The organism is Novosphingobium sp. BW1 (genome assembly GCF_008107685.1).
Taxonomy (GTDB): Bacteria; Pseudomonadota; Alphaproteobacteria; order Sphingomonadales; family Sphingomonadaceae; genus Novosphingobium.
The window spans coordinates 204,802-230,618 of record NZ_VIRF01000041.1 but is presented as its reverse complement, the minus strand read 5'-3'; the positions used below and the strand labels follow the sequence as shown (position 1 = coordinate 230,618).

22 protein-coding genes and 1 other RNA gene are annotated in these 25,817 nt (G+C 63.3%); 17 read left to right on the top strand and 6 right to left on the bottom strand.

Annotation, left to right across the window (positions count from 1 at the left end; translation table 11 throughout):
- Positions 1-69: 69 nt before the first annotated feature.
- Both secD and secF read left to right on the top strand, forming a co-directional pair.
- A complete protein-coding gene (gene secD, locus FMM79_RS02695; protein ID WP_148625886.1) occupies positions 70-1,677 on the top strand; it encodes a protein translocase subunit SecD in 1,608 nt (535 codons plus the stop codon).
- Positions 1,678-1,688: 11 nt separating this feature from the next.
- On the top strand, positions 1,689-2,675 hold the full coding sequence (gene secF / locus FMM79_RS02690; protein ID WP_148625884.1) for a protein translocase subunit SecF: 987 nt from the start codon (positions 1,689-1,691) through the stop codon (positions 2,673-2,675).
- Between the two features lie 225 nt (positions 2,676-2,900).
- Here secF and FMM79_RS02685 read toward each other — a convergent pair whose 3' ends face one another.
- The 3 genes from FMM79_RS02685 to FMM79_RS02675 form a co-directional block, all read right to left on the bottom strand.
- Positions 2,901-4,109, bottom strand: coding sequence for a glycosyltransferase (locus tag FMM79_RS02685; protein WP_148625882.1), 1,209 nt, complete (start codon positions 4,107-4,109; stop codon positions 2,901-2,903).
- A 30-nt stretch (positions 4,110-4,139) separates the two neighbouring features.
- Positions 4,140-4,736, bottom strand: coding sequence for a helix-turn-helix domain-containing protein (locus FMM79_RS02680; protein WP_148625880.1), 597 nt, complete (start codon positions 4,734-4,736; stop codon positions 4,140-4,142).
- A 72-nt stretch (positions 4,737-4,808) separates the two neighbouring features.
- The gene (locus FMM79_RS02675) at positions 4,809-6,605 is read right to left on the bottom strand and encodes an ABC-F family ATP-binding cassette domain-containing protein (RefSeq protein ID WP_148625878.1); all 1,797 of its coding nucleotides are present in this window, start codon (positions 6,603-6,605) and stop codon (positions 4,809-4,811) included.
- A 170-nt stretch (positions 6,606-6,775) separates the two neighbouring features.
- Here FMM79_RS02675 and FMM79_RS02670 point away from each other — a divergent pair, with 170 nt between their 5' ends.
- The 4 genes from FMM79_RS02670 to FMM79_RS02655 all read left to right on the top strand — a co-directional run bounded on the left by FMM79_RS02670 (position 6,776) and on the right by FMM79_RS02655 (position 9,662).
- On the top strand, positions 6,776-7,099 hold the full coding sequence (locus FMM79_RS02670) for a PepSY domain-containing protein (protein WP_162853532.1): 324 nt from the start codon (positions 6,776-6,778) through the stop codon (positions 7,097-7,099).
- Between the two features lie 123 nt (positions 7,100-7,222).
- Positions 7,223-7,900 carry a response regulator transcription factor gene (locus FMM79_RS02665; protein WP_148625876.1) on the top strand — a complete coding sequence of 226 codons (678 nt, stop codon included), beginning with the start codon at positions 7,223-7,225 and terminating at the stop codon, positions 7,898-7,900.
- A 55-nt stretch (positions 7,901-7,955) separates the two neighbouring features.
- Positions 7,956-9,314, top strand: a complete 1,359-nt coding sequence (locus FMM79_RS02660; RefSeq protein WP_148626172.1) for an ATP-binding protein — start codon at positions 7,956-7,958, stop codon at positions 9,312-9,314.
- A gap of 144 nt (positions 9,315-9,458) precedes the next feature.
- Positions 9,459-9,662 carry a hypothetical protein gene (locus FMM79_RS02655; protein ID WP_039394598.1) on the top strand — a complete coding sequence of 68 codons (204 nt, stop codon included), beginning with the start codon at positions 9,459-9,461 and terminating at the stop codon, positions 9,660-9,662.
- Between the two features lie 109 nt (positions 9,663-9,771).
- Here FMM79_RS02655 and FMM79_RS02650 read toward each other — a convergent pair whose 3' ends face one another.
- Complete coding sequence (locus tag FMM79_RS02650) at positions 9,772-10,071, bottom strand: chorismate mutase (protein ID WP_148625874.1); 300 nt, start codon at positions 10,069-10,071, stop codon at positions 9,772-9,774.
- A gap of 109 nt (positions 10,072-10,180) precedes the next feature.
- On the opposite strand from FMM79_RS02650, the gene FMM79_RS02645 reads away from it, so the two are divergent.
- Positions 10,181-11,197: a polyprenyl synthetase family protein gene (locus FMM79_RS02645; RefSeq protein WP_148625872.1), complete on the top strand. Its 1,017-nt coding sequence runs from the start codon at positions 10,181-10,183 to the stop codon at positions 11,195-11,197.
- 123 nt (positions 11,198-11,320) lie between these two features.
- The gene (locus tag FMM79_RS02640) at positions 11,321-12,088 is read left to right on the top strand and encodes an energy transducer TonB (RefSeq protein WP_148625870.1); all 768 of its coding nucleotides are present in this window, start codon (positions 11,321-11,323) and stop codon (positions 12,086-12,088) included.
- A 27-nt stretch (positions 12,089-12,115) separates the two neighbouring features.
- Here FMM79_RS02640 and FMM79_RS02635 read toward each other — a convergent pair whose 3' ends face one another.
- The gene (locus FMM79_RS02635; protein WP_240338933.1) at positions 12,116-14,071 is read right to left on the bottom strand and encodes a bifunctional diguanylate cyclase/phosphodiesterase; all 1,956 of its coding nucleotides are present in this window, start codon (positions 14,069-14,071) and stop codon (positions 12,116-12,118) included.
- 170 nt (positions 14,072-14,241) lie between these two features.
- Here FMM79_RS02635 and hrpB point away from each other — a divergent pair, with 170 nt between their 5' ends.
- The 3 genes from hrpB (at position 14,242) to ffs (ending at position 17,217) form a co-directional block, all read left to right on the top strand.
- Positions 14,242-16,695: an ATP-dependent helicase HrpB gene (hrpB, locus tag FMM79_RS02630; RefSeq protein ID WP_148625866.1), complete on the top strand. Its 2,454-nt coding sequence runs from the start codon at positions 14,242-14,244 to the stop codon at positions 16,693-16,695.
- A gap of 45 nt (positions 16,696-16,740) precedes the next feature.
- Positions 16,741-17,019, top strand: a complete 279-nt coding sequence (locus tag FMM79_RS02625) for an ETC complex I subunit (protein WP_039394582.1) — start codon at positions 16,741-16,743, stop codon at positions 17,017-17,019.
- Positions 17,020-17,122: 103 nt separating this feature from the next.
- Positions 17,123-17,217: signal recognition particle sRNA small type (gene ffs / locus FMM79_RS02620), an RNA gene on the top strand.
- A gap of 35 nt (positions 17,218-17,252) precedes the next feature.
- Here the strand turns inward: ffs and FMM79_RS02615 are convergent.
- The gene (locus tag FMM79_RS02615) at positions 17,253-17,750 is read right to left on the bottom strand and encodes a hypothetical protein (RefSeq protein WP_162528422.1); all 498 of its coding nucleotides are present in this window, start codon (positions 17,748-17,750) and stop codon (positions 17,253-17,255) included.
- 164 nt (positions 17,751-17,914) lie between these two features.
- Here FMM79_RS02615 and FMM79_RS02610 point away from each other — a divergent pair, with 164 nt between their 5' ends.
- The 6 genes from FMM79_RS02610 (at position 17,915) to FMM79_RS02585 (ending at position 25,744) form a co-directional block, all read left to right on the top strand.
- Entirely contained in the window at positions 17,915-20,011 is a 2,097-nt protein-coding gene (locus tag FMM79_RS02610; RefSeq protein ID WP_148625863.1) for a DNA polymerase III subunit gamma/tau, read from the top strand.
- Between the two features lie 4 nt (positions 20,012-20,015).
- Positions 20,016-20,351: a YbaB/EbfC family nucleoid-associated protein gene (locus FMM79_RS02605; protein ID WP_148626171.1), complete on the top strand. Its 336-nt coding sequence runs from the start codon at positions 20,016-20,018 to the stop codon at positions 20,349-20,351.
- A gap of 206 nt (positions 20,352-20,557) precedes the next feature.
- The gene (lon, locus tag FMM79_RS02600) at positions 20,558-22,963 is read left to right on the top strand and encodes an endopeptidase La (RefSeq protein WP_240338949.1); all 2,406 of its coding nucleotides are present in this window, start codon (positions 20,558-20,560) and stop codon (positions 22,961-22,963) included.
- Positions 22,964-23,237: 274 nt separating this feature from the next.
- Positions 23,238-24,263, top strand: coding sequence for an aspartate-semialdehyde dehydrogenase (locus FMM79_RS02595; RefSeq protein ID WP_148625859.1), 1,026 nt, complete (start codon positions 23,238-23,240; stop codon positions 24,261-24,263).
- Between the two features lie 248 nt (positions 24,264-24,511).
- Positions 24,512-24,877, top strand: coding sequence for a carboxymuconolactone decarboxylase family protein (locus tag FMM79_RS02590; protein WP_148625857.1), 366 nt, complete (start codon positions 24,512-24,514; stop codon positions 24,875-24,877).
- A 168-nt stretch (positions 24,878-25,045) separates the two neighbouring features.
- Positions 25,046-25,744 carry an alpha/beta fold hydrolase gene (locus FMM79_RS02585; protein ID WP_371710731.1) on the top strand — a complete coding sequence of 233 codons (699 nt, stop codon included), beginning with the start codon at positions 25,046-25,048 and terminating at the stop codon, positions 25,742-25,744.
- Positions 25,745-25,817 lie beyond the last annotated feature (73 nt).

Below are 25,817 nucleotides of genomic sequence, written 5' to 3'. Positions count from 1 at the left end.
GGGGGCCGGTCCCGTGTGGGGCCAGCCCCTTTTGTCTAGCCTCGTCCTCCTGGAGTAAAGCACAAGGCAATGCTCGATTTTCCCGTATGGAAGAAGGTCTGGTTCTGGGGCGTCGCGCTGATCTGCGCGGCCCTTGCTCTGCCTTCGCTGTTTTCCCTGGCGAACGCGCCATGGCCCTCTGCGCTTCCCAATGCGCAGGTGAACCTGGGTCTCGACCTCGCCGGTGGCAGCCACATCCTCCTTGAGGCCGAAAAGGGCCAGGTCGCCCAGCAGCGCATCGAGAACATGGAAGAGAGCGTGCGCGCCCGCTTCCAGGCTGCCAGCCCGCGCATCGCCATCGGCGATATTTCGCGCACCAATGGCCGCCTCTCGTTCATGCTCAAGGACACAAGCCAGGTCGACGCCGCGCGCGACGAACTGGTCAATCTCACTACGGGAGCGGGTCTTACCGGTCAGCGTGACTGGGATATCCGCGTCGAGGACGGCAACCGCTTCATCCTCACGCCGACCCAGGAAGGGCTCGACCAGGCTGTCTCGGACGCCATGGATTCGGCCATTGAGGTCGTGCGCAAGCGTATCGATGCGCTCGGTACCCGTGAGCCCACGATCATCCGCCAGGGCGATGCGCGCATCGTCGTGCAGGTCCCCGGGCTTGATGATCCCGAGGCGCTCAAGCAGCTGATCGGTCAGACCGCCAAGCTTGAATTCAAGATGGTGGACGAAAATGCGGCGCCCAACGATGTGGCGAACGGCATCGCGCCTCCGGGCGACGAGATCGTGCCGTATGCCGAGGGCAGTGAAGTTGGCGGCGTATCGTCCATCGCGGTCAAGCGTCTGGGCGGCATCAAGGGCGACCAGCTGACTAATGCGCAGCAGTCCTTTGAGCAGCAGACCAACCGTCCGGTCGTCTCGATCACGTTCAACCAGCAGGGCGGTGCGAAGTTTGCCGAACTGACCCAGCAGAACGTTGGCAAGCGTTTCGCGATCATTCTCGACGGCAAGGTCCTGTCGGCCCCGAGCATCAACGAGCCGATTCTGGGCGGCAGCGCCCAGATCTCGGGCAGCTTCAGTGTCGAATCGGCAACCCAGCTGGCTATCGCCCTGCGCTCGGGCGCGCTTCCGGTTGACCTCACCGTGGTTGAGGAGCGCACTGTCGGCCCCGATCTAGGCGCCGATTCGATCAAGAAGGGGCTCATCGCCATGGGCGTGGGTTCGCTGCTCGTGATCGGGCTGATGATCGGCTCTTATGGCCGCTTCGGAATCTACGCGACCGCTGCGCTCATCATCAACGTGCTGATGATCCTTGGCATCATGGCGCAGATCGGCACCACGCTGACCTTGCCGGGTATTGCCGGTTTCGTGCTGACGATTGGTGCGGCCGTGGACGCCAACGTGTTGATCTACGAACGTATCCGGGAGGAACGAAAGCGTGGGCGACGTGTCTTCACCTCGGTGGAGAATGGTTACAAGGAAGCCAGCCGCGCGATCTATGACGCGAACATTACCAACTTCATCGCCGGTGTCCTGCTCTTTGCGTTCGGCTCGGGTCCGGTGCGCGGCTTCGCGGTCGTTCTCATCATCGGCCTGTTCACCAGCGTCTTCACCGGCGTTGCCATGACGCGCATGTGGGTGGCCGGTTGGCTGCGTGCAAAGCGTCCCGCAGACCTGACCATCTGAAGGCTGATCCCATGCGCCTCATCAAACTTGTCCCTGACAACACGAACATCCACTTCCTGCGCTGGCGGGTGCCGTTCTATATCATCTCCTGCCTACTGATCGCGGCAAGCTGGGGGCTGGTCCTGACCAAGGGCCTGAATTACGGCGTCGACTTCGCTGGCGGGCAGGAAATTCAGGCCACTTTCACCGAACAGGAGGAGGCGCCGATCGCGAGCCTTCGCGAGTTGATCGGCGGACTTGGCTATGGCGAACCCGTGATCCAGCGTTTCGGCGAAGCCAACGAGGTCTCGATTCGCTCCAAGCTGCCCGAGGAAGCCGAAGGCAACCCGGGCGCAGCGGCGCAGATCTCCAAGCAGATCACCAGCGCTATCTCGACCGCCTATCCCGACGTGCGCATCGATGGTGTGAGTACCGTTTCGGGCAAGGTCTCGGGCGAGTTCCGCGAGATGGCGATCTGGGCGCTGGGCGCGGCGATGCTGGCGATCTCGCTCTACATCTGGGTGCGCTTTGAGTGGCAGTTCGGCGTCGGCGCGCTCTTCGCGCTGTTCCATGACGTCTCGCTGACGCTGGGCATGTTCGCGCTGTTTCAGATGGAGTTCAGCCTGCAGATCATCGCGGCGATCCTGGCGATCATTGGCTATTCGTTGAACGACACTATCGTCGTCTACGACCGTATCCGCGAGGACCTGAAGAAGTACCGCAAGATGCCGCTGCCCGAACTGCTCGACATGTCGGTCAACGAGACGCTGGCGCGTACGGTGATGACCTCGGCCACCCTGCTGGTTGCGCTGATCCCGCTCCTGATTTTTGGGCCGGAGAGCCTGTTCGGGCTCGTTGCGGCGATCACGGTGGGTATCTTCGTGGGTACCTACAGCTCGATTTACATGGCCGCGCCAATCTTGATCTGGCTGGGTGTCTCGGGCGAAAGCTTCATTCCCAACGAATCGGACATCGACCGCCAGGAGCGCCTCGCGCGCGAGCGTGCCGCCAAGCCGTAAGGGCTGTGGTCACGACGAACACGAAAAGGGGCGTCTTCGGGCGCCCTTTTTTTGACCTCCTGGATTCGGGGGCGGCCGGTGGGAGGGGCATACCCCCCGAGATGACGATGATGCAGGCCATTGCCGACCAGAGCCGGCCTGGTTCGCTCGACGCTCGGGTGAACCAGGCGGCACCGGATACGCCGTGCTAGCCCCTGAGGGCCGGGACCGGATCGGGGCCTGAGTCTAGCGCCCTGTGTGAATCGGCCGCCCTTCCAAGACATCGCTCCAAAACTGGACGAGGTTCTCGGCGTTCTTGCCCCAACTGAAGCGATGGACGTTCGCGGCGACTTCGTCCTGCGACGGCGGATCGGCGAGGATGGACCGGATGGCCTCGGCAATCGCATCGGGCGTGCGTTCGGCGATGCGGCCTGCGCTGGGGTCTTTCATGACCTCGCGCGCGCCGCCGATGTCGGGAATGACGATGGGCGTGCCCGAAGCCAGCGCTTCAATCCAGACGTTGGCGAGACCTTCGCTGGCCGAGGGCAGCACCATGACGTCGGCTGCGCACAGGAGTTGGGGAAGTACGTCGTGGCTGACCATTCCGAGAAAATGCACGCGGTCGGCGACGCCAAGGATCTCCGCTTCGGCCTTTAGGCGTGGCCCGTCCTCGCCCGAGCCTGCAAAGGCGAGCCGCGCTTCGGGAAAATGGATGAGAGCTTCAAGTACAAGCCGCTGGCCCTTGCGCGCGATGAGCGCGCCCGGGGTCACGATCAGGGGGCCGATGTTCCAGATTTCGAGGCCGGGCATGGCCGAGACCAGGGTTCGCGCCGCGCTGCGTTCGATGGGATGGAAGCGCTCGCGATCAAGCCCGGTGTAGTGGACCCCAATACGCTCCTCGGGCATGCCGAGTACAATCATGTCCTCACGCAGGGCCTGGCTGACGGCAAGGAGCCCGCTGGCCTGCTCGGCCGCCTGCTGCATCTGTTCCCGGGGCGAAACGCGCCGTCCCCAGTAGTGGATGTCTGCGCCGCGTGACTTGATTGTCAGCGGGATGCCCAGTTCGCGCGCGACAATGGCTGCAGCCGGGCCGTCGGGGAAGAAAAACTGGGCATCGACGAGGTCGAAAGGGACTTCTTCGTGCAGGCGCCGGACGAGAGGGAGGATAGCCTTGGCGATTCGGCCGGGGTTACTGTCTCCGCCCAGCTTCGGAATCGTGGTGAAGCGCGGGTAGTAGGTCGGGATGCCCGCGTCGTCGCTCTCTTCGGGAAGGTCTTTAAGGGCCTTGTAGGGCGCGCGCGCGGATAGAGGCCAGGGTGGGATACCCAGCGGGCTGACCATGACGAGGTCGACATCGCCGCGCGCGGCGACCGCGCGCATCTGGTTGGCTACGAAGATACCAAAGCCGGGCTTGACCGCATTGGGGAATAGCGTGGCTATCGAGAGAACGCGCATGTCATTGCCTCGTTTGCGGTGCGCGCTCGCTCAGAGAGCGCGCACAAGTGTTTCGGCCAGCGCGATCCATTCCGGTTCCTCGATGCGGAGAGGTGGGCGCCGGGCAAGGGAAGGAAGCAGCGTAACGAGGCTTCGTTCCTCATCCGTTGAAATACTTACGATTCGCCCGAAGGAAACGCGTCCACCCGGCAAGGGGACCAGGGCGTCGCGATTGATGAGATGCGACGTGGCGGCCGTCAGCGAACCGGCATCGAGATGGCGCATCCATACCTGATCGCCGGCGCGGTAGTCACCGGCAGCGACTTCGATGCCCAGAACGACCCAGCGTGCGAGCGGGTCGATCTCGCTGTGGGGAAGGATGTCGTGGGGAACGGTCAGCGGGCGCAGGCCCGTTGGGCCGTGGCTTGCGATCATGAGCGCGGGGCTTGCCGCCTCGGTGCGCAGGAGACTGCCCGCTTCGACCCCGAGCGCCGCGGCGATGCGGTTCATCCAGTCGAGCGAAAGCGTACGCGTACCAGTCTCAAGGCGTCCTATGGTCTGGGCGGTGGTGGGCGGCGAACAGGCCGCAGCGACATCCGCCAGGGTCATGCCCTTTTGCTGGCGGATGGCGCGGATTCGATCGAGCATGGAAAGCGGGGCCTGCGGATAACCGGATTGGCTTGCCACTTTCGTTGCAAATTACCGATTTGGCAAGTTCAGTCAGCCCTCGACTTGTTCGGCGAGTTCCAGCCAGCGCTCTTCGGCGGCTTCCTTTTCGGCCTGCGCCTTTTCGATGGCCTTGGTCAGCGCGGCGAACTTGTCCGGGTTCTTTGTGTAGAGGTCCGGGTCTGCGAGGGCGGCCTCGTCGCGTTCGATTGCTGTTTCCAGTTCCTCTATACGCTTGGGTAGCAGGTCGTAGTCGCGCTGGTCCTTGTAGGAGAGCTTGGTGCTCTTGGGCTTGGGCGGAGGAGGGGGCGCGGACTCGGTGCTGGCGCTTTTTGCCTTGCCGTTTGAGGTTCTCTCGCGCCGCTTGGCTTCCCAATCGGCATAACCGCCCGCGATAACGTCGATGTGGCCGCTGCCGTCGAGCCCCAGCGTCAGGTTGACGGTGCGGTCGAGGAAGTCACGGTCGTGGCTGACGATGAGCACGGTGCCTTCGTAGTCCGAGATCACTTCCTGAAGGAGGTCGAGGGTCTCGAGGTCGAGGTCATTGGTCGGTTCGTCGAGCACGAGGAGGTTCGAGGGACGGGCGAACTCACGCGCCATGAGCAGGCGCGATTGCTCGCCGCCCGAGAGGGTGCCGACCTTGGCGTCGATCAGTGAGGGATCGAATAGGAAGTCCTTGAGGTAGCCCTGCACGTGTTTGCGCACACCGCGCACGTCGACCCAGTCGCTGCCCTCGGCGATCACGTCGCGCAGCTGCATCTCGGGCTTGAGGAACGAGCGTTGCTGGTCCAGGACGATGGAGGTCATCGTCTGGGCCTGCGTGACCGTGCCCTCATCGGGTTCAATTTCGCCGGTCAGGATCTTGAGCAGTGTCGATTTGCCCGATCCGTTCGAGCCGACGATGCCGATGCGGTCGCCGCGCTGGATGCGCAGGGAAAAGTCCTTGATGACCGTACGTTCATTCTCGCCTTCGCCAAAGCGCTTGGTGACGTGTTCGGCGACGATCACCGACTTGGTCTTGGAACCATCGCCCGATACGCCGAGCTTGGCGGTGCCTTGAGGGCCCATCATCGCGGCACGCTGGGCGCGCATTTCCCAGAGCTTGGCAAGGCGCCCCTGGTTGCGCTTGCGCCGTGCGGTGACGCCTCGCTCCAGCCAGTGCGCTTCGATCTTGAGTTTTGCGTCGAGCTTCTCAGCGGCGCGGGTCTCTTCCTTCTGGACTTCCTCTTCCCACGCCTCGAAGCCGCCGAAGCCGACTTCCTTGCGGCGGATCGAACCGCGGTCGAGCCACAGGGTTGCCTTGGTCAGGCGCGTGAGGAACGTACGGTCGTGGCTGATGACGACGAAGGCGCCCTTGTAGCGTTGGAGCCAGCCTTCGAGCCATTCGATGGCGGCGAGGTCGAGGTGGTTGGTCGGCTCGTCGAGCAGAAGCAGGTCGGGCTCGGAGGCGAGCGCGCGGCACAGTGCGGCGCGGCGGCGCTCACCGCCCGATGCGCTCTTCGACTCGCGCGAGAGGTCGATACCGAGCTGGTCGGCGATCGCTTCTACCTCGTGGGGCTGCGGGCCGTCCTCGCCGTGGATGGCGAAGTCGAGCAGGGTGTCGTAGCCGGTGAAGAAGGGGTCCTGCTCCAGCGTGACGACGCGCGTGCCGGGCTGGATCGAGCGCTTGCCCGCGTCCGCCTCGACGATCCCTGCGATCAGCTTGAGCAGCGTCGTCTTGCCCGCGCCATTGCGGCCGATCAGCGCGAGGCGGTCACGCTGGGCTATGTTGATGTCAAGATCCTGGAAGAGCCAGCCGGTGCCCTGGATCAGGCCGAGGCCTTCCCAGCTGAGAATAGGTGCAGTTGCCATAATGCCAGCGCCCTACAGGCGCAGGGCAGGGGCTGGCAAGCGTCCTTGGAAGGGGGAGGGCCGGACGCGGCGGCACGACCTGTCGCGAATGGACAACACTTGCCCCGTTGCATGGTGCATCTGGCATTCAGGGCTTGTTCAATCCCTTTGCCTTAGGCAACCAGACCATAATGAAATATCGTAGCTTTTCTTCCACGGCGGTGGCCGCGATGGTCCTTGCCCTCTCGGTTGGCGGCACAGCTGCGCTTCCGGCTCGGGCCGAGGCCCAGAACGGTGAGCAGGGCCAGGTGCGCAAGGAGCGACGGGCTGGCAATATCCTGTCCAGTCGGCAGATCGAGAAGATCGTCCTGCCGCGCATGAGCGGAATGCAGTACATCGGCCCGGAGTACGATCCCGCGGCGATGGCATACCGCCTGAAGTTCATCGAGAACGGCAAGGTCTATTATGTCGACGTCGATGCGCGTACGGGGCGGATCATCGGCCAGTCGCACTGAGCCTGTCCGCTTCGCCATCGAGGCAAGTCGGGCTCGTGTCGCGGGAACCTCCCGCGGCCCCGTCGCTTGACGCTGCACAGCTTTGCACCCATCTCGCATGGGATCTTAGAGGGAGGACCAGAATTGCGCATCCTGATCGTCGAGGATGAACCCACACTCGGCAACCAGCTCAAGTCGACGCTGGAGCAGAACGGCTATGCCGTCGATCTTTCGACCGATGGCGAAGATGGCCATTTCCTCGGCTCAACCGAAGACTACGACGCGGTCATTCTCGACCTCGGCCTGCCCGAGATCGATGGTCTGACGGTGCTTGGCATGTGGCGCAAGGAAGGGCGCAACTTCCCGGTGCTGGTGCTTACGGCACGCGATTCTTGGTCGGACAAGGTCGCGGGGCTCGACGCGGGCGCGGATGACTACCTCGCCAAGCCGTTCCAGACCGAGGAGCTTATCGCGCGCCTGCGTGCCTTGATCCGCCGCGCCTCGGGCAACACTTCCAGCGAATTGACCGCAGGGGACGTGCGCCTTGATACGCGCTCGGGCCGCGTGACGTTGGCCGGAGAGCCGGTCAAGCTCACCGCGCAGGAATACAAGCTGCTGTCATATCTCATGCACCACAAGGGCAAAGTGGTCAGCCGCACCGAACTGATCGAGCACATCTACGATCAGGATTTCGATCGCGATTCGAACACGATCGAGGTCTTCGTGACGCGCATCCGCAAGAAGCTCGGGTCTGACGTCATCACCACGATCCGTGGGCTTGGTTACAGCCTCGACGATCCCGCAGAGCCGACCCGGGCCTGAGGCGTCGGGAGAGGCGAAGGTGATCAGCGCGCGCGGGCCGGTGCCTGCACAGGACATGCCGGCCAATACCGGCTCGCTCGCGCGGCGCATGATGCTGATTGCGGCAGGCTGGATCTCGATCCTGCTGCTGCTGGGCGGATTTGCGCTCGACAGTGCGCTGGCGGGTCTTGTCACGCGCAATTTCGACGAGCAACTCAGCTACATGCTGCTCGGCATGATCGGCTCGGCCGAAATCGCACCCGATGGTGAGGTCTATTTCAACCGGCCACTTGGCGACCAGCGCTTTCTTGAGCCCAATTCGGGCCTGTACTGGCAGATTCGCGCCAAGGGGCATGAGGACTTTTCCTCTCGCTCCTTGTGGGATCTGACGCTGGATGTGCCACCCGATCACTACGATGCGCAGCCCCACGTCTACAATTCCGACCAGTTTTCCGGCGAACCGTTGCGGGTGATGGAACGCTCGATCATTTTGCCTGGCAGCGATGCCGAGTGGATGTTTACCGTGGCCGCAAGCCGCGAGGAACTGGACGAGCAGATCAAGACGTTTCGCTCAATCCTCATCTACAGTTTCGCGGTGCTTGGGGTCGGTCTCCTGCTCATGGCGGGGCTCCAGACCTGGTACGGCCTGTTCCCCTTGCGCCATGTGCGCCGTGCAATCCAGAAGCTGCGCACCACCGGCGTAGCCCGCGTGAACGATCCGCTGCCCAAGGAAGTCGCCCCGCTGGTCGAGGAGCTGAACGCGCTGCTCGCGCATACCGAGAATCAGGCCGAAGAGGCACGCACTCATGCGGGGAATCTTGCTCATGCCCTCAAAACGCCACTGACGGTCGTCACCAACGCGGCTTCGGCACAGGAACCGGACCTCGACAAGACGGTGATCCGGGAGGTTGCCAACATGCGTCGCCATGTCGACCACCATCTCGCCCGCGCCCGCGCCGTGGGGCGTCGCGCTGCGGGCATGTCGCGCGCCGAAGTCTGGCCCAGCCTGGAAGCGGTGTTCCGCGCGGTCGAGCGGCTCTACGACACGACCCGCTTCGACCTTGATGGCGACAAGGGCGCCACGGTCGCGCTGGAAAAGCAGGACCTGGAAGAACTCCTCGGCAATCTTATCGAGAATGCGGCGAAGTACGGCGGCGGCAGTGTCTTTGTGACCGTCGATCCGCCGGGGGCCAATCCTCGCCCGGGGCTCTGCGAAATTTGGATCGAGGATGATGGCATGGGCATCCCGGAAGCCGAGCGTCCGCGCATCTTCGATCGCGGCGCGCGTCTCGATACCGGCAAGCCTGGTACTGGCCTTGGCCTTGCCATTGTGCGCGATGTCGTGGAAATCTATGGCGGTTCGGTCGAACTGGCCGAAAGCGAGGACCTTGGCGGCCTGTTGGTCAAGCTGAGGCTCCCGCGCGCAGCGGTGTAAGGGACGGTGTGAATGGCAACCTTCCAAGGGGCCATGCGCTTTGGGGGAAATGTGGCCGGGCAACGGTTGCAGCGTAGGCGCGAAAGTCTATGTCGGCCCCATACCGACATTCCCCATTCTCATGCGACAAGGCGAGGAGCCGACATGAACGAAGACATCACCCTGACGCTGACCACGGACGAAGTCGCCATGCTGGTCGATGCCCTGGAAGTGGACCTTGAAGGTTATCTGGAATCCTCCAAGGAAGCCGAATCGACGGGTAACCGTTCGGAAGTGAAGACCTTCAACGATGCGGCCCTTCGCATCCAGACCCTCATGGCCAAACTCCAGGAATACGTTCCGGAGTGAGCCTTTCGGGCGCGTTCGCTTGCCGCGTGACGCGGCGCCGTTCGCATACGAAAAAAGCCGTCGCGTAATGCGACGGCTTTTTTCGTATGCGGGCAGGGCGTGCGCGGGATCAGGCGTTCTTGGCCCGCTCGTGATGGCGGATCACTTCCTGGATGATGAAGCGCAGAAACTTCTCGCCGAAGTCCGGGTCCAGATTCGCATCCTCGGCGAGCTTGCGCAGACGGTCGATCTGGATCTGCTCGCGGCCGGGATCTGAGGCGGGCAGATCGTGTTCGGCCTTATAAGCCCCGACCGCCTGCGTGATCCGAAAACGCTCGGCCAGCATGTGGATGAGGGCGGCATCGATATTGTCGATGCTCGAACGAAAGCCGGCAAGAACCGGATCGGTGGCGGGCGTATCCTGTGTCATCGTCTGGGCGCGCTAGCATGGCTTTGGCCCTTCGGCCAGTCGCGCAATGGAGCCGAAGGCGTCCTTTTTGCACTTGCGTCAGAGAGCGTGAGCCCCCATTGCGCCCCCGATGAGTGCAGAAGTCATATCCTTGCGGGAACGCGGGTCGCAGCCTTCCCTCGCTCCCATGCTGGCGCTGACGGCGCCGGGCATGAACAGCGTCAACGCTGTCATCCTTGACCGGATGCAGAGCGAGATCCCCCTGATTCCGGCGCTCGCCGGGCATCTGATTGCCGGCGGCGGGAAGCGTATGCGCCCGATGCTGACGGTCGCCGGGGCCGAGCTGTGCGGCTACCAGGGCACGCGCCACCACAAGTTGGCGGCCGCCGTGGAATTCATCCACACCGCCACCCTTCTGCACGACGACGTCGTGGACGGTTCGGAAACGCGCCGCGGCAAGGCGGCGGCCAACATTGTCTTCGGCAATCCCGCGACGGTGCTGGTGGGCGACTTCCTCTTCACCCGCTCGTTCGAACTGATGGTCGAGGACGGCAGCCTCAAGGTGCTCAAGATCCTCTCGACGGCAAGTTCGATCATCGCGGAGGGGGAAGTTGACCAGCTGACCGCCCAGCGCCGGATCGAGACGAGCGAGGACCATTACCTCGACATCATTGGCTCCAAGACGGCAGCGCTCTTTGCTGCGGCCACGCGCATTTCCGCCGTGATTGCCGAAAAGAGCGAGGCCGAGGAACTGGCGCTCGATTCCTATGGCCGCAATCTTGGAATTGCGTTCCAGCTGGTGGACGATGCCATCGACTACGATTCCGAGGCCGCTGAATCGGGCAAGGACAAGGGCGACGATTTCCGTGAGGGCAAGATGACCCTGCCGGTGATCCTGGCCTACGCGCGCGGCAACGCCGAGGAGCGCAAGTTCTGGGAAGATGCCATTGCGGGCTTTCGCTGCGATGACGAGGACCTCGCTCACGCGATCACGCTTATCAACAAGCACGGCTGTGTCGAAGCGACCCGCGAGCGCGCGCGTATGTACGCGCAGCGTGCCATCGATGCATTGTCGATCTTCCCGTCGGGCGCGGCGCGCGACGCCATGGCCGAAGCTGTCCAGTTCGCGGTCGCTCGTCGCTACTGAGGGGCGGATCGTCACTTGATTTCAAGTGCGTAGCGTTACGCGCCCGATAAGGGCGGCGTAACGCACGATTTGCGCGGCCACGGCAATTGCAGCGCTCTTGGCAGACCGCTAAGGCAGGCCGTGATGCGAGACGTCTCGGCACTTTCCCATACCGGTTACCGCTCCGGTTCCGCGCGCCAGCGTGCCCTTTCAGCGTCGCTGTCGGCGGGGATCGTCGTGCTTGTTCTGCTTGCGGCGATCTACCAGACCCAGATCGCGCCGCACCTTGACGATGCCGCCCCCAAGGTGACGAGCTTCGACGTCGAGGGCGAGCATCAGGACAAGGGCGACAAGGCCGCTGAGGAAAAGCAGGAAGAGGCGGAAGAAGAGGAAAAGCCCGCCGAGCGCGAAGTGCCCGAGCGCTTCGTCGAGCCGGTCGAAGTGCCGCCGGAAAAGGCGCCGACTGCGCCGCAGCCCAAGCCTGCCTATTCCTGGCTCAAGATGTCGAGCACCGACATGGCCGCCGCCGATATTGGCAAGATGAGCGCGCCAGCGCCAACGACCGGAAACGAAGCGGGAGGGGGCAAGACCTACGGGCCGGGTGAGGGGCCAGGCGGCGCTGTTCTCTATAACGCGGATTGGTACCGACGGCCGACCAATGCCGAACTGGCCAGCTACCTGCCCGCGCAGCGGCCCGATGAGGGATACGGTCTCATCGCATGCCAGACCATTGCCGACTACAGAGTGGAGAACTGCCAGATTCTGGGCGAATCGCCGCGGGGATCGGGCTTCGGGCTCGCGGTCCTCAACGCAGCTTGGCAGTTCCGCGTGAAGCCGCCGCAGATCAACGGGAAACCCCAATTGGGCACCTGGGTGCGGATCCGCATCGACTACGGTATCCGTAGGCTCTAGGCCTTAAAAACCATCACGCGGACTTTGCTATTGGGCCAGCTGCGTGTGGACGTTGCTGTCCATTTCCATCCGGTGCAACAGGGCCGCAAGCGGCATGGGCCGGGCAATGAGATAGCCTTGCGCAAGCGGGAAACCAGCCAGGCGTGCGCTGATAAGCTGGTTGTCGGTTTCAATGCCCTCGATCACGCATTCCAGGTCAAGGGAACGGGCAAGGTTGCGGATCGCCGTGTTCAGCCGTCGTCCGGCCGCTTCGTCGAGCTGCGAGGCAAAGCTGCGGTCGATCTTGAGCACATCGAGCGGCAACTGATGAAGCGAAGACAAGCTGGAATATCCAGTGCCGAAATCATCGAGCGCGATCTTGGCCCCGGTTGCGTGAAGGCGGCCAAGCGCGCTGCGGGCACGTTCCAGTTCGGTGATGAGCGAAGTCTCGGTGATCTCGAAGAGAAAGCGCTTGGGCGAGCAGGTCATTCCCTCGATCCGTTCGAGCAGCCCGGCAATCGTGCTCGGGTCGGAAAGGTCGTGGCCGGACAGATTGAAGGACATGCGCAGGTTCTCGGGAAGCGCGCCCATCGCCTGCAACGCCTTGTCGAAAAGGATCAGGGTGACGTCGCGGGCGCGTCCAAGACGCTCACCTGTCGCAATGAGCTGTTCGGGCGAAACCTCACCGATCAGGGGGGACGTCCAGCGCGCCAGGCACTCGACGCCGATGAAGCGAAGGTCTGTCGTGTCGACGATCGGTTGGAAGGCGAGCGAGAGTTCGGCGTCGAGATCGGCCGCCTGGAGCGCGGTCTCGAGCGTCTGCTCGGATCGGATCAGGGCTTCCAGCTCCTCGGTAAAACGCACGCATTGCCCGCGCTTGTGGTTCTTGGCGTGGTAGAGCGCAAAGTCGGCGCGGTCGAACAGCAGGTTGGCGGTTGTCGCCGCTTCGGGATAGGAGGCAAGGCCAACAGAGCAGCCGACCGACACGACCACATCGCCCAGTTGCCCAGGCTTGCCGATTTCCTCGGCGAGGCGCTGGGCGACGGCTTCGGCTTGCTCGAGGTCGCCGATGACAATGAGCCCGAATTCGTCACCGCCGAGCCGCGCAAGGATGGTATCGACGGGCGCGGCTTCGACCATTCTCTGGCCCAGAATGGAGAGCAGGCGATCACCGATGGCATGGCCATAGGTGTCGTTGACCGGCTTGAAGCGGTCGAGGTCGAGCAGCCCGACGCAAAACGGGCGCTCGCGCGGCGAACCGGCAAGGAGCTTCTCGAGGGCGGTGAAGAAGTAGCGGCGATTGGGAAGGCCAGTGAGAGCATCGGTCTGCGCGAGGTAGGCGTTTTCTTCGCCCAGCGACTGGGCCTGGCGCCGTTCGCTGTTGAGCGCGCGCTGCGAGACTTCGAGCTCCACGAAGGCGTTGTAGGAGTTGCGAGTCAGCTTCAAGATGACGACAGCCACCAGCGCGAGATTGATGGCGATTGCGATGTTGACTTCGGTTCCAACGTAGAGCGCGTGGGCGAGGAAGGATAAGGTGCCGGTCAGGCAAACCGCCTCGGCGGCCTGCGGCAGGAAGCTGAGGCAGTAAACGCAGCCAAGCAGGGTTACGGCTAGAAAGATCGAAACATGTCCGTGTTCATAAGGTCCGCCATAGAGATCGAGCGTGAAGGCCCAGAACACGAAGGCGAGAGAGAACAGGAAGGAGAGGCGCGTCGTGGCTTGGAGCTTGGCCGCTACCAGGCTGGGAACGAAGGAATCCGCCTTGACCGGTCGGATCCAAATCACCATGCGCACCAGCGAAATGCCGACCATAACCGCAGGTATGGCGAATACGAGTAGTGCAGGGGCCACGTGGCGATGGGTAAAGGCCAGGATCGTGGTGTTTGTGGACAGAAGCCCGTAGAGAGCCGGGATCTGCTGGCGCAGACGCAAATACTGCGCGACAACCAACGGATGCTGACCGGCTTTCGCGGTGTTCAGGCGAGGGCTATTCTCTTGCTGCAAATCCGTAGTCTCCGCAGGCATGGCTAACGGACAATGATTGACGAAATGTACACGTGCCGGAAATTGAGGCAGGTTTTTCCTTCTACGATGTTTCATGCATTTAACCATATAACTTGCGTATTGTTGCGGAGATCGTGTGAATGCGGCGACCATCTTTCGGGAGGCCGGAGATGACACGCTTGCCGGTAGAGGAGGTTTTTCCCCAGCTTCGCATGGCCCTCAATACGCATGCAGGGGCGGTCCTCATCGCACCTCCAGGGGCCGGCAAGACCACCGCCGCCGCGCCCATGCTGCTCACCCAGCCATGGTGTACGGGTAAGATCATCCTGCTTTCACCGCGCCGTGTCGCGGCCCGGGCGGCGGCGGAACGGATGGCCGAGCAGCTTGGTGAAAAGGCGGGCGATACGGTTGGCTATCTGACGCGGCTCGATAGCCGGACCTCGGCGCGCACGCGGATCCTGGTGATGACGGAGGCGATTTTCGTCTCCACGATCCTGGCCGATCCTGAGCTGGAAGGGGTCAGTGCGGTGCTGTTTGACGAGGCGCACGAGCGTCATCTCGACAGCGATCTCGGCCTGGCCATGGCGCGCGAAAGCCAGGACGTGCTGCGTGAGGACCTGCGCCTCCTGGTCATGTCCGCGACGCTCGACGGTGCCCGCTTTGCGAGTCTGTTGGGGCCGGGCACGCAGGTTATCGAGAGTGAGGGGCGTGCCTGGCCGCTCGAAATCCGCTGGCTCGGGCGCGCGGCCGAGAAGCGTATCGAGGAATCGGTGGCATCGGCCGTCCAGCAGGCCTGGCGCGAGGAGGACGGGGATATTCTGACCTTCCTGCCTGGCGTGCGCGAGATCGAGCGCGTCTCGGAACGTCTTCGCGAACGCCTGCCGTCCGCGCAAATTCATGCGCTGCACGGCCAATGCGATCCCGCAGCCCAGCGCGCAGCTATCCGGCGCGATCCTGAAGGGCAGCGCCGGATCGTTCTGGCCACCGCCATCGCCGAAACTTCTCTTACTCTCGATGGCGTGCGCATCGTGGTCGATGCCGGGCTGGCGCGGCGCGCGGAGTTCGACAAGGCCGCAGGCGTGACCCGCCTCGTTACGCACGCGGCCAGCCAGGCCTCGGCGGCGCAGCGGGCCGGACGCGCGGGCCGTCAGGGGCCGGGCGTAGCCTACCGATTGTGGGAGGAGGCGGCGCACGCGGGACGGCCCGCCTTCGAGCCTCCCGAGATCAAGGTCAGCGACCTGGCGCCCCTCACGCTTTCGCTTGCACAGTGGGGAGCAGGCGATCCGGCTCGGATGGCGTGGATCGACCCGCCGTCCGAAGTCGCGCTGGCGGCGGCGAGGACGCAGCTTCGCGGGCTTGGGGCGCTTGACGACGGGGGGCGGATCACGCCTTTCGGAGACAAGGTTTCGCGCCTGCCTGTCAGTCCAAGCCATGCGAGCATGATCCTTCAGGCCTGCCCACATGGATGTGCGCGCACAGCTGCCCGGCTCGCGCTGCTCTTGCAGGAAAGGGGCCTTGGTGGGCGCAGCGATGATCTTGCGCAGCGCCTGGCGCGGTGGGGCGCGGATCGCTCCGGGCGCGCCGAAGCTGCGCGCCAGCTGGCGGCAGGCTGGGCCCGCAAGGCGCAGGCGCTGATGGGAGGGGCTGTCGAGGAGGAGGACGTGCCGCTCGCGATATTCCTTGCCAGGGGGCAGCCCAGCATGCTGGCCCGGCGCCGCGATGCGAGCGGGGAGCACTGGTTGTCGGCGGGGGGGCGTGGGTATGTCCTCGATCCGGCCTCACCTCTCGCAGCAAGCGAGTGGATGGTGATCGGCGATGCGCAAGGGCAGGCACGCGGTGCGCGCATTCTCTCGGGCATCCCGCTGGAAGCGGCGGATGTCGAGGCCTGGCTGGGGGATCGAATGGAGCGCTGCTCGATCTTGCGCTGGAACGAGGCAGAGGCGCGCGTGGAGGCCCGGCTTGAGAGACGGATCGGTGCGATCGTGCTGGCGAGCAGACCCGATCCCGCACCCAACCAAGATGCGATTCGCACCTTTCTTCTCGAGAGAGTGCGCGCCAGTGGGCTCGACATCGTGCCGATGGGCAGGGCCTCGCAGGCGCTTTTACGACGTGCGCGTCATGCCGGGTTGGATGCCTTGGCCGAGGCTGCGCTGCTCGAAGACCTCGAAAGCTGGCTGGGCCCGGCTCTGGGACGGCGACTCGACGCAATCGACCAAGGAGCGCTTCATGGCGCGCTGCGCGGGCGCCTGACATGGGATGATCAGCAGCGAATTGATCATCTGGCTCCAGCGGAATTTCGTAGTCCGGCCGGCACGAGCCATGCCATCGACTATGAAGATGAAGGCGGGCCAAGTGTCGAGGTGCGCGTGCAGGCGCTGTTCGGGCTCGACCGGCACCCGGCCTATGGGAAGTCTGAAAATCCATTGCTTTTGAAGCTGACATCGCCCGCAGGCCGTCCGATCCAGACCACCCGGGATCTCCCTGGGTTCTGGCGGGGTAGTTGGAAGGATGTACAGCGCGAGATGAAGGGCCGCTATCCCCGGCACCGCTGGCCGGACGAACCCTGGAACGAGAACCCCAGTCTGAAGACCAAAAACGCGTTCGAACGCTCCGGAAAGGCGTGATTTGAACTTGATTTCTGGCGCGATTTGGGGGCAATGCTCATCCCCATGAGTGCACGCATCTACCAGCGCCCGAAGAATGCCATGCAGTCGGGCAAGGCCCTCCTGGACCAGTGGGTCCTCGAATTCCAACCCGCCGAGGCCAAGAAGCCCGATCCCCTCATGGGGTGGGCCGGTTCGGGCGACATGAAGCAGCAGCTCCAGCTGCGCTTCAACAGCGCCGACGAAGCCAAGGCCTACGCGACGCGTTACGGTATCGATGCCGAAGTCCACGCGACTCCGCCGCGCCGCCTCAAGATCCAGGCTTACGCCGACAACTTTCGCTGAGCTTTTCCCTCAGCGGGCAAGCGTTTGAAAGGAATTGCCCGGCTTCAGGAGCTCCAGGCAATTCCCGGGTTGCATTCCTGCCAAAGCATTGCCATAGGGCGCGCCGGGAGTCGGATGGACGTTTGCGTTCGCCAACTTGGTCAGGTCCGGAAGGAAGCAGCCACAACGGATTGCGACGGGTCATTCGGCTCCTTTGAAAACAGCGCCCATCGGGCGCTGTTTTTGTTTGTGCCTCAATCGTTCTCTTCGGTCCTGGTGATTTCCCGGTCGATCGTGAGCGCAAGCCTGTCCCACTGGGCTGCGACTGAAAGCAGCATTGTGTGGATCTCACCCGAGATGTGGACGATGGCGCGGCAGGCCTCGGCATCGCTGGGATCGCTTTCCAGCGTCTTGAAATGCGGCTTGAGCGCGGCGTCGCGCCGGGCATTTTCATTGGTTGTCGACGCAAATTCGGGGCTCATGAGCGTCGCATCCAGAATCGCGCGGCGTTGCTCTGCAGAGATGTCCGTGTGGTCGAGGCGCCCCAGCGTGCCTTGCGCGCGCGCATTTACATAATCCTCCAGGTGCTCCTCGTAGGTTCCATCGGCAAAGGGGCTGGTCAGGACCTTGGCGCGCGAATTGGCGCTGGCGCAGTCGTCTGCCGCGAACACGGGTAGCTTGGGCAGGGGTGTTGCTGTGGGCGCCGGCGCAGCTGCGGAGGCGGCAAACAGCGCAAGAACTTCCGAAATCATATCAAATCCAATTGTTTGATGGGGGAGCATTGGTGATGTGCGCTGGTACTGTCTTTGGCAAGCTGCGTGCGGTGTACGGCTTGTCCTCAAGAGCGCGCGAGTCTGTGGAGCAACGCGCAACGCACCTGACATTCCGTGCGCAAGCGCCTAGTCTTGCCAGCACGATGGACGATTCACGCGAAAACCCTGAGAACCGCCCGCCCTGGGATGACGCCGGGCAGGACGATCCGCGCCCCACCTCTCAGGAGCTTGAGGATGCCGGGCAGGCCTCGATGCTCGGGGAGGCTCCGGCGCAGGACCGCGGAGACGATGCGGACAAGACCCCTGACGGGCCCAGTGCGGCGGAACAGGAAGCGGCCGGACAAGCCTCCATGTTCGGTGGCAAACCTGCGGCACCTGCCGAGGAGGCCGCTCCAGCCATCGAGCCGGCACCATCTCCGGCTCCGGCCGCGTCCGTCACGGATGTTGCGCCTACGCCGGCGGCAAAGTCCGCCCCGGCTGTCTCGTCCGAAGACGCGCAGCAGCCTTACCGGGTGCTTGCCCGCAAGTATCGCCCCCAGACCTTCGACGAGCTGATCGGGCAGGAAGCGATGGTTCGCACGCTGGCCAACGCGATCAAGCGCGATCGCCTGGCCCATGCCTTTCTGATGACCGGCGTGCGCGGGGTGGGCAAGACCTCGACCGCGCGCCTGATCGCCAAGGCGCTCAACTGCATCGGTCCCGATGGCGAAGGCGGCCCCACGATCCATCCGTGCGGCCAGTGCGAGCCGTGCCGCGCGATTGCCGAGGGGCGCCATATCGACGTGATCGAGATGGACGCGGCCAGCCATACCGGCGTCGATGATGTCCGAGAGATCATCGAGGCGGTACGCTATGCTGCCGTTTCGGCGCGCTACAAGATTTACATCATCGACGAGGTACACATGCTTTCGCGCAACGCGTTCAACGCGTTGCTCAAGACGCTCGAGGAACCCCCGGCGCACGTGAAGTTCCTCTTCGCGACGACCGAAGTTGACAAGTTGCCGGTCACCGTGCTCTCGCGGTGTCAGCGCTTCGACCTGCGCCGTATTCCCACACCCATGCTGGCCGAGCATTTCGCTAAGGTCTGCGGACTTGAGGGTGTCGAGGCCGAGGACGAGGCGCTGGCGATGGTCGCGTCGGCCGCCGAGGGCTCGGTGCGCGATGGCCTCTCGATTCTCGACCAGGCGATTGCCCATGCCGACCTGGACGGGGAGGGGCAGGTCCGCGCTGACAAGGTGCGCGACATGCTGGGCCTGTCTGACAAGACCGTGCAGCGCCAGCTTTTCGCTAGCCTGCTGGAAGGTAACGGCGCGGGCGTTCTCGAGATCGTGGCGCGCCAGTTCGCGCTCGGCGTCGAGCCGATCGCGCTGATACGCGGGCAGATGGACCTTGCACACCGTATCGCGCTGGCGCAGGTCTCCGGTTCCGAGCCGGAGGCGCATTCGGCCGAGGAGCGCGAAGCCATTGGAGGCTGGGCAACGTCCCTCTCTGCCGGACAGGTCCATCGGCTGTGGCAGCTCCTCCTCAAAGGCTTCGAGGAAGTGAAATCCGCGCCCGATCCGCTGGTTGCCGCGCAGATGGCGCTGCTGCGGATCATGCATGCCAGCGACATACCCGATCCGGGGGCGCTGGTGAAGAAGCTGGAAGACCTCGTCGCGCGCGGACCCGTGCCCACCCAGGCATCTGCGCCAGCGCCCGCGACCGCTGCTCCATCGGGCGCAACGGCTGAGGCGGTCGCGTCGGCTGCTCCTGCAGGTTCGGCTCCTGCGACATCAGCGCCGGACCAGGCTCCCGCGCCGGACCCGGCAGTTCCGCCTGCTTCTGCGACTGAGGCTATCGCACCGGAATTTCTGGCGGCGCGCTGGGACAGTCTGGTCGATGAAGTCGAGCATGCAGGCGGTCCGACGGTTGCGAACATCATGCGCATGCAGGTGCGGGTGGCACAACTTGCACCGGGAACGTTGAAATACGAGCTTGCACCGAGCTTTCGCGAGGATATCAGCGGCTACCTGCGTGATGGTCTCGCCAAGGCAACTGGCCAGCGCTGGGAAGTCGAGCGCGTCGAAAGTGGCGGGATGCCGACAATTGTCGAGCGGGCCGAGGCCGACCAGGCGGCGGCTTCGCAGGCCCTGCGCAGGGCTCCGCTCGTGGAGGCGACTCTGGCAGCCTTCCCGGACGCCGAACTGATCGAGGATGAACGGCCCGCCGCCATTGGCGGTGGTGGCCGCAACTGGAGATAATGCAATGAAGTCCATGGAAGAAATGATTCAGGCGGCCCAGCAGGCTGCCGAAACGATCCAGAAGCAGATGACCGAAACGCAGAGCAAGCTCGACTCGATGGAAGTCGAGGGACTTTCGGGTGGCGGTCTTGTGAAGATTCGCTGCTCGGCCAAGGGTCGGGTCATCGGTGTCGCCATCGACGACAGCCTGATGCAGCCGAGCGAGAAGGGAATGCTCGAGGACCTGATCGCCGCGGCCTACAACGACGCACGGGTCAAGGCCGATTCGGTGGCGAATGAAGAGATGGGCAAGGCGCAGCAGGGCATGGGTCTGCCGCCGGGCTTCAAGATGCCGTTCTGAAGAATTTGTGCCGGGTTGTCCGCAGCTTGGGTGACCCGGCTGTGCCGTGATCTAACAGGGCAAGGGAAACTGCCGCAGGGCCTTCGAAGCACTTCCACAAGGCTTTGCGCGCTACCTCCATTGCGGATTGATAATTCGCCCCCATATCGTGCAACACTCTAAGCTGGGTGGCCGTTACGGCCCCCCATGAACAAGACCAGATGGAAATGCCCTTGAACCTGCTGCCCCTGCTTCCGCTCCGTGACATTGTCGTCTTTCCCGGCATGGTGGTGCCGTTGTTCGTCGGCCGTGAAAAATCGGTGGCAGCCCTTGAAGCCGCGATGGCAGGCGACAAGGACATTTTCCTGCTCGCGCAGCTTGATCCGGGCTGCGACGACCCGGATCGCGATGATCTCTACGATACAGGCGTAATTGCCAGCGTTCTTCAGCTTCTGAAGCTCCCCGACGGCACCGTGCGTGTTCTCGTCGAAGGGCAGGAGCGCGCGAAGCTGGAACGCCTACGCGCCGAGCAGACCGACGATGGCGAGATGCTGCTCGCCGAAGTCGAGAAGCTTGAAGGGGCGGAGGCCGAGGGCACCGAGGTCTCGGCCATGATGCGCTCGGTGATTGACCAGTTCAATGAATACGCCAAGCTCAACAAGAAGCTGAGTCAGGACGCGGGCGACCAGCTCGACGATATCGAGGATGCGGCCAAGCTCGCGGATACGGTCGCCGCACAGCTTTCCGCCAAGGTTTCCGACAAGCAGGCGGTCCTCTCCGAGGACGATCCGCTCAAGCGTCTGGAAATGGTCTATTCGTTCATGGAAGGCGAGCTCGGAGTCCTCCAGGTAGAGCGCAAGATCCGGGGGCGCGTGAAGCGCCAGATGGAAAAGACGCAGCGCGAGTATTACCTCAACGAGCAGCTCAAGGCGATCCAGTCCGAGCTCGGCGGCGGCGAAGGCGAGGAAGCCAACGAGCTGCAGGAATTGCAGGACAAGATCGAGAAGACCAAGCTTTCCAAGGAAGCGCGCGAGAAGGCGAACGCCGAACTCAAGAAGCTGAAGTCGATGCAGCCGATGAGCGCGGAAGCGACCGTCGTGCGCAACTATCTCGACATTCTTCTCGGCCTGCCGTGGGGCAAGAAGAGCAAGCTCAAGCGCGACATTTCGACCGCGCAGGACGTGCTCGATGCCGACCATTACGCGCTCGATAAGGTCAAGGACCGCATCATCGAGTATCTGGCCGTCCAGGCACGCACCAACAAGCTCAAGGGGCCGATCCTGTGCCTCGTGGGGCCCCCGGGCGTGGGCAAGACGTCGCTGGGCAAGTCGATCGCAAAGGCGACGGGCCGTGAGTTCATCCGCCAGTCGCTGGGCGGGGTGCGCGACGAGGCCGAGATCCGCGGCCACCGCCGCACCTATATCGGTTCGCTGCCGGGCAAGATCGTCTCGAACCTGCGCAAGGCAGGCAAGTCGAACCCGCTCTTCCTGCTCGACGAGATCGACAAGCTGGGCCAGGACTTCCGCGGCGATCCGGCTTCGGCGCTGCTTGAAGTGCTCGATCCCGAACAGAACGCGAAGTTCCAGGACCACTACCTGGAACTCGACATCGACCTGTCCGACGTGATGTTCGTGTGCACCGCGAACAGCCTCAATCTGCCGCAGGCGCTGCTCGATCGCATGGAGATCATTCGCCTCGAGGGGTACACCGAGGACGAGAAGGTCGAGATTGCCGAGCGTCATCTTGTGGCCAAGCAGGTCGAGGCGCATGGACTGAACGACGGCGAATTCACGCTGGCTGAAGCGGGTCTGCGCGATCTTATCCGCTACTACACCCGCGAGGCGGGCGTGCGTACGCTGGAACGTGAGATTGCGCGTCTTGCCCGCAAGTCGCTGCGCCAGATCCTTGAGGGCAAGACCAAGAGCGTGATCATCACGCCCGAGAATCTTGCCGACTACGCCGGTGTCCAGAAGTTCCGCCATGGCAATTCCGAAGAGGAGAACCAGGTCGGTGCGGTGACAGGCCTTGCCTGGACCGAAGTGGGCGGCGAGTTGCTGACTATTGAAAGCGTGACCGTTCCGGGCAAGGGCCAGATCAAGGCAACCGGCAAGTTGGGCGAAGTCATGAACGAGTCGATCCAGACCGCTTGGAGCTTCGTGAAGGCGCGCTCGCCAGCCTACGGCGTGAAGCCGAGCATCTTTAACAAGCGCGACATCCACATCCACCTTCCCGAAGGTGCTGTGCCCAAGGACGGACCTTCGGCGGGTATCGGTATGGTGACTTCCATCGTCTCGACGCTGAGCGGCGTGCCGGTGCGCAAGGATGTCGCGATGACTGGCGAAGTTACGCTGCGTGGTCGCGTTCTGCCCATTGGTGGTCTCAAGGAAAAGCTACTCGCGGCGCTGCGTGGTGGCATCACCACGGTGCTGATCCCGGAAGAGAACCGCAAGGACCTGGCTGAGATCCCGGAGAATGTGAAGCAGGGCCTGGACATCATTCCCGTCAGCCATGTTGACGAAGTGCTTGCCCGCGCGCTGACTGATACGCTCGAGCCCATCGAGTGGACTGAGGCGGATGAACTTGCGGCAGCGCCTCCGGCCCACGGCGGCGTGAGCGGGGCGACCGCGCACTGAGCAAAGCGGCGACCAGATTGAGAACAGGGCAAAGGGCGTCGCTTCGGTGGGCGCCCTTTTCCTTTGTGCTGTGGCACATGGACAGTTCGTTCCGCGCCAGGATTGACCGATTTTGCGTGTTGCTGCTGCTGTTTGCGTAATCTTTTGCGGCAATCGGGCGCATTTTGCGCAATCAATGGCAAAGGGCGCTTGTCATTGGGGGCAGGACCCTGTAACCGCCCGCCTTCACGTTTGGGCATGGGTCCTTGCGTGTTAAGCCAAGAAGGATCTTGAAATGGGTTACCGGGTAGCCGTTGTCGGCGCGACCGGAAATGTCGGCCGCGAAATGCTGAGCATCCTTGCCGAGCGCGAGTTCCCCTGCGACGAGATCGCAGCGGTGGCTTCGTCGCGTTCCACCGGCACGGAGATTGATTTCGGCGAGACCGGCAAGAAACTCAAGGTCAAGAACATCGAGCACTTCGATTTCACGGGCTGGGACATTGCGCTGTTCGCCGCGGGCTCGGGTCCGACGAAGATCTACGCACCCAAGGCCGCTGCACAGGGCTGTGTCGTGATCGACAATTCGTCGCTCTACCGCATGGAGCCTGACGTGCCACTGATCGTGCCGGAAGTGAACCCGGATGCGATCGATGGCTACACGCAGCGCAACATCATCGCCAACCCCAACTGCTCGACCGCGCAAATGGTTGTCGCGCTCAAGCCGCTGCACGATGCCTTCGGCATCAAGCGCGTCGTGGTCTCGACCTACCAGTCGGTTTCCGGCGCGGGCAAGCAGGGCATGGACGAACTGTTCGAGCAGAGCCGCGCGATCTTCGTAGGCGACCAGGTCGAGGCCAAGAAGTTCACCAAGCAGATCGCCTTCAACGTGATCCCGCACATCGACGTCTTCCTCGACGATGGTTCCACCAAGGAAGAGTGGAAGATGGTCGTCGAGACCAAAAAGATCATGGATCCCAAGATCAAGCTGCACGCGACCTGCGTGCGCGTGCCGGTCTTCGTGGGCCACTCCGAAGCGCTCAACATCGAGTTTGAAAAGGAAGTCTCGGCCGAGGAAGCGCAGAACATCCTGCGCGAAGCTCCGGGCGTGATGCTCGTCGACAAGCGTGAAGACGGCGGTTACGTCACCCCCGTTGAGTGCGTGGGCGACAGCGCCACCTACATCAGCCGCGTGCGCGAAGACCCCACGGTCGAGAACGGCCTTGCTCTGTGGTGCGTTTCGGACAACTTGCGCAAGGGCGCGGCGCTCAACGCGGTTCAGATCGCCGAACTGCTTGGCCGCCGCCATCTCAAGAAGGGCTGATTTCAGTACTTTGCGAACGGTTTTTGAAGCCCCCCGTCAGGTGTACTGGCGGGGGGCTTCTTTGTCCGGTCCTCTCGATAGCCGACATCCGAACCTTTGTCGCAAGCAAGCCTCGGGACATACCCCGATAGTGCCGGGAGGCCGACGCTGCCTTGGAAGGTGGGCCTGTGTTGGGTGGCTCTTGATCTGGCGCAAGGCGACACGCGGATCACGGGGCGCACAGTGCTCCCATCAAGGAGGTAGAAGGTATGTCAAAGAGCAACTTTCACGACTGGCCGCAGATGGCGAAGGACCTGAACCCGGCCATCGGTGAACTCAAGAAGAGCTCGCCGGGGCCGATGCAGGCTTTTTCCGAGATGGGTAAGGCAGCCCTTGCGCCCGGTGCGCTCGACACCAAGACCAAGGAGTTGATCGCGCTGGCTATCGGCGTGGCGGCACGCTGCAGGCCTTGCATCACCTACCATTCCTCAGGGGCCCAGCGTGCCGGGGCGACCCGCGATGAGATCGCCGAGGCCATGGGCCTTGCGGTCTACATGGGGGCAGGCCCTTCCGCGATGTATGCGGCACAGGCCCTGGAAGCTTTCGATCAGTGGGAGGAGAAAGCCTCTGGCTAAGGTTGCAAGATCGCGCCGAGCCGCGCAAAGACCCCCGGTGAGAGGTAGGATGCTGGTCCCGCGAGGCCGGTGCCTGCCTCTTCTGGTATGAGAAAGGGCGCGCGCGTGAGTGAGATCGAAAGCCGGATTGTCGAGGGTTTCGCCGATACCAAGTTGGTGGTGCATTGCATGGGGGAGGCGAGCGGGCATCCGCTAGTCCTGCTGCATGGCCTGTTCTCCAGCGCGCACGTGAACTGGATCAAGTACGGCAATGCACAGATCCTCGTGGATGCGGGATTCCGTCTCTACATGCCCGATCTTCGCGCGCACGGTGAAAGCGAGGCGCCGCATGATCCGCGCGCCTATCCCGAGGATGTCCTGGTCGAGGATCTCAAGAGCATTATCGCCGAGCTGGAGCTGAGAGATTACGATATGGGCGGCTTCTCGTTGGGGGCCCGGACTTCCGCGCGCGGTGTTCTGGCCGGGCTTGCGCCGCGCCGTCTGATCCTCGCGGGGATGGGCCTGTCCGGGCTTTCGGGCTGGGCGCATCGTTCGGCTCATTTCGTCGATGCCATCGACCGTTTCGGTTCCATTGAGCGCGGAGACCCGGCTTTCGTGGCCCAGGCTTTTATGAAGACGATGAAGATTGATCGCGAGGCCGCCCGGCTGCTGTTGGGTTCGGTCGACGATACCGCGCCTTCGGAGCTGGCGCGCATCATGATGCCGACGCTGTGTGTGTGCGGTGCGGACGATGAGGACAACGGCAAGGCGCAGGAACTGGCCGATGCCTTGCCGGACGGCCACTACGCCGAAACGCCGGGCAACCACATGTCTTCGGTGACCTTCAAGGAGATGGGGCGTGCGATGGCCGAGTTCCTGCTCGCCTGATTCGGCCGGCGTCCTTGCGGTTCGCCCTGTCTCTTATGTTGATCTTGTCGGACCATTGGCTAGTCTTCCGGTC

Bases quoted from the DNA above. Each gene is read 5' to 3' on its own strand.
- FMM79_RS02650 (WP_148625874.1), bottom strand. From the start codon at position 10,071: ATGACACAGGATACGCCCGCCACCGATCCGGTTCTTGCCGGCTTTCGT.
- FMM79_RS02685 (WP_148625882.1), bottom strand. From the start codon at position 4,109: ATGCGCGTTCTCTCGATAGCCACGCTATTCCCCAATGCGGTCAAGCCC.
- FMM79_RS02660 (WP_148626172.1), top strand. From the start codon at position 7,956: ATGCCGGCCAATACCGGCTCGCTCGCGCGGCGCATGATGCTGATTGCG.
- lon (WP_240338949.1), top strand. From the start codon at position 20,558: ATGCCCTTGAACCTGCTGCCCCTGCTTCCGCTCCGTGACATTGTCGTC.
- secD (WP_148625886.1), top strand. From the start codon at position 70: ATGCTCGATTTTCCCGTATGGAAGAAGGTCTGGTTCTGGGGCGTCGCG.
- FMM79_RS02645 (WP_148625872.1), top strand. From the start codon at position 10,181: ATGAGTGCAGAAGTCATATCCTTGCGGGAACGCGGGTCGCAGCCTTCC.
- FMM79_RS02680 (WP_148625880.1), bottom strand. From the start codon at position 4,736: ATGCTCGATCGAATCCGCGCCATCCGCCAGCAAAAGGGCATGACCCTG.
- FMM79_RS02585 (WP_371710731.1), top strand. From the start codon at position 25,046: ATGGGGGAGGCGAGCGGGCATCCGCTAGTCCTGCTGCATGGCCTGTTC.
- secF (WP_148625884.1), top strand. From the start codon at position 1,689: ATGCGCCTCATCAAACTTGTCCCTGACAACACGAACATCCACTTCCTG.
- FMM79_RS02590 (WP_148625857.1), top strand. From the start codon at position 24,512: ATGTCAAAGAGCAACTTTCACGACTGGCCGCAGATGGCGAAGGACCTG.
- FMM79_RS02625 (WP_039394582.1), top strand. From the start codon at position 16,741: ATGAGTGCACGCATCTACCAGCGCCCGAAGAATGCCATGCAGTCGGGC.
- FMM79_RS02605 (WP_148626171.1), top strand. From the start codon at position 20,016: ATGAAGTCCATGGAAGAAATGATTCAGGCGGCCCAGCAGGCTGCCGAA.
- FMM79_RS02655 (WP_039394598.1), top strand. From the start codon at position 9,459: ATGAACGAAGACATCACCCTGACGCTGACCACGGACGAAGTCGCCATG.
- FMM79_RS02640 (WP_148625870.1), top strand. From the start codon at position 11,321: ATGCGAGACGTCTCGGCACTTTCCCATACCGGTTACCGCTCCGGTTCC.
- FMM79_RS02595 (WP_148625859.1), top strand. From the start codon at position 23,238: ATGGGTTACCGGGTAGCCGTTGTCGGCGCGACCGGAAATGTCGGCCGC.
- FMM79_RS02670 (WP_162853532.1), top strand. From the start codon at position 6,776: ATGAAATATCGTAGCTTTTCTTCCACGGCGGTGGCCGCGATGGTCCTT.
- FMM79_RS02610 (WP_148625863.1), top strand. From the start codon at position 17,915: ATGGACGATTCACGCGAAAACCCTGAGAACCGCCCGCCCTGGGATGAC.
- FMM79_RS02615 (WP_162528422.1), bottom strand. From the start codon at position 17,750: ATGATTTCGGAAGTTCTTGCGCTGTTTGCCGCCTCCGCAGCTGCGCCG.
- hrpB (WP_148625866.1), top strand. From the start codon at position 14,242: ATGACACGCTTGCCGGTAGAGGAGGTTTTTCCCCAGCTTCGCATGGCC.
- FMM79_RS02675 (WP_148625878.1), bottom strand. From the start codon at position 6,605: ATGGCAACTGCACCTATTCTCAGCTGGGAAGGCCTCGGCCTGATCCAG.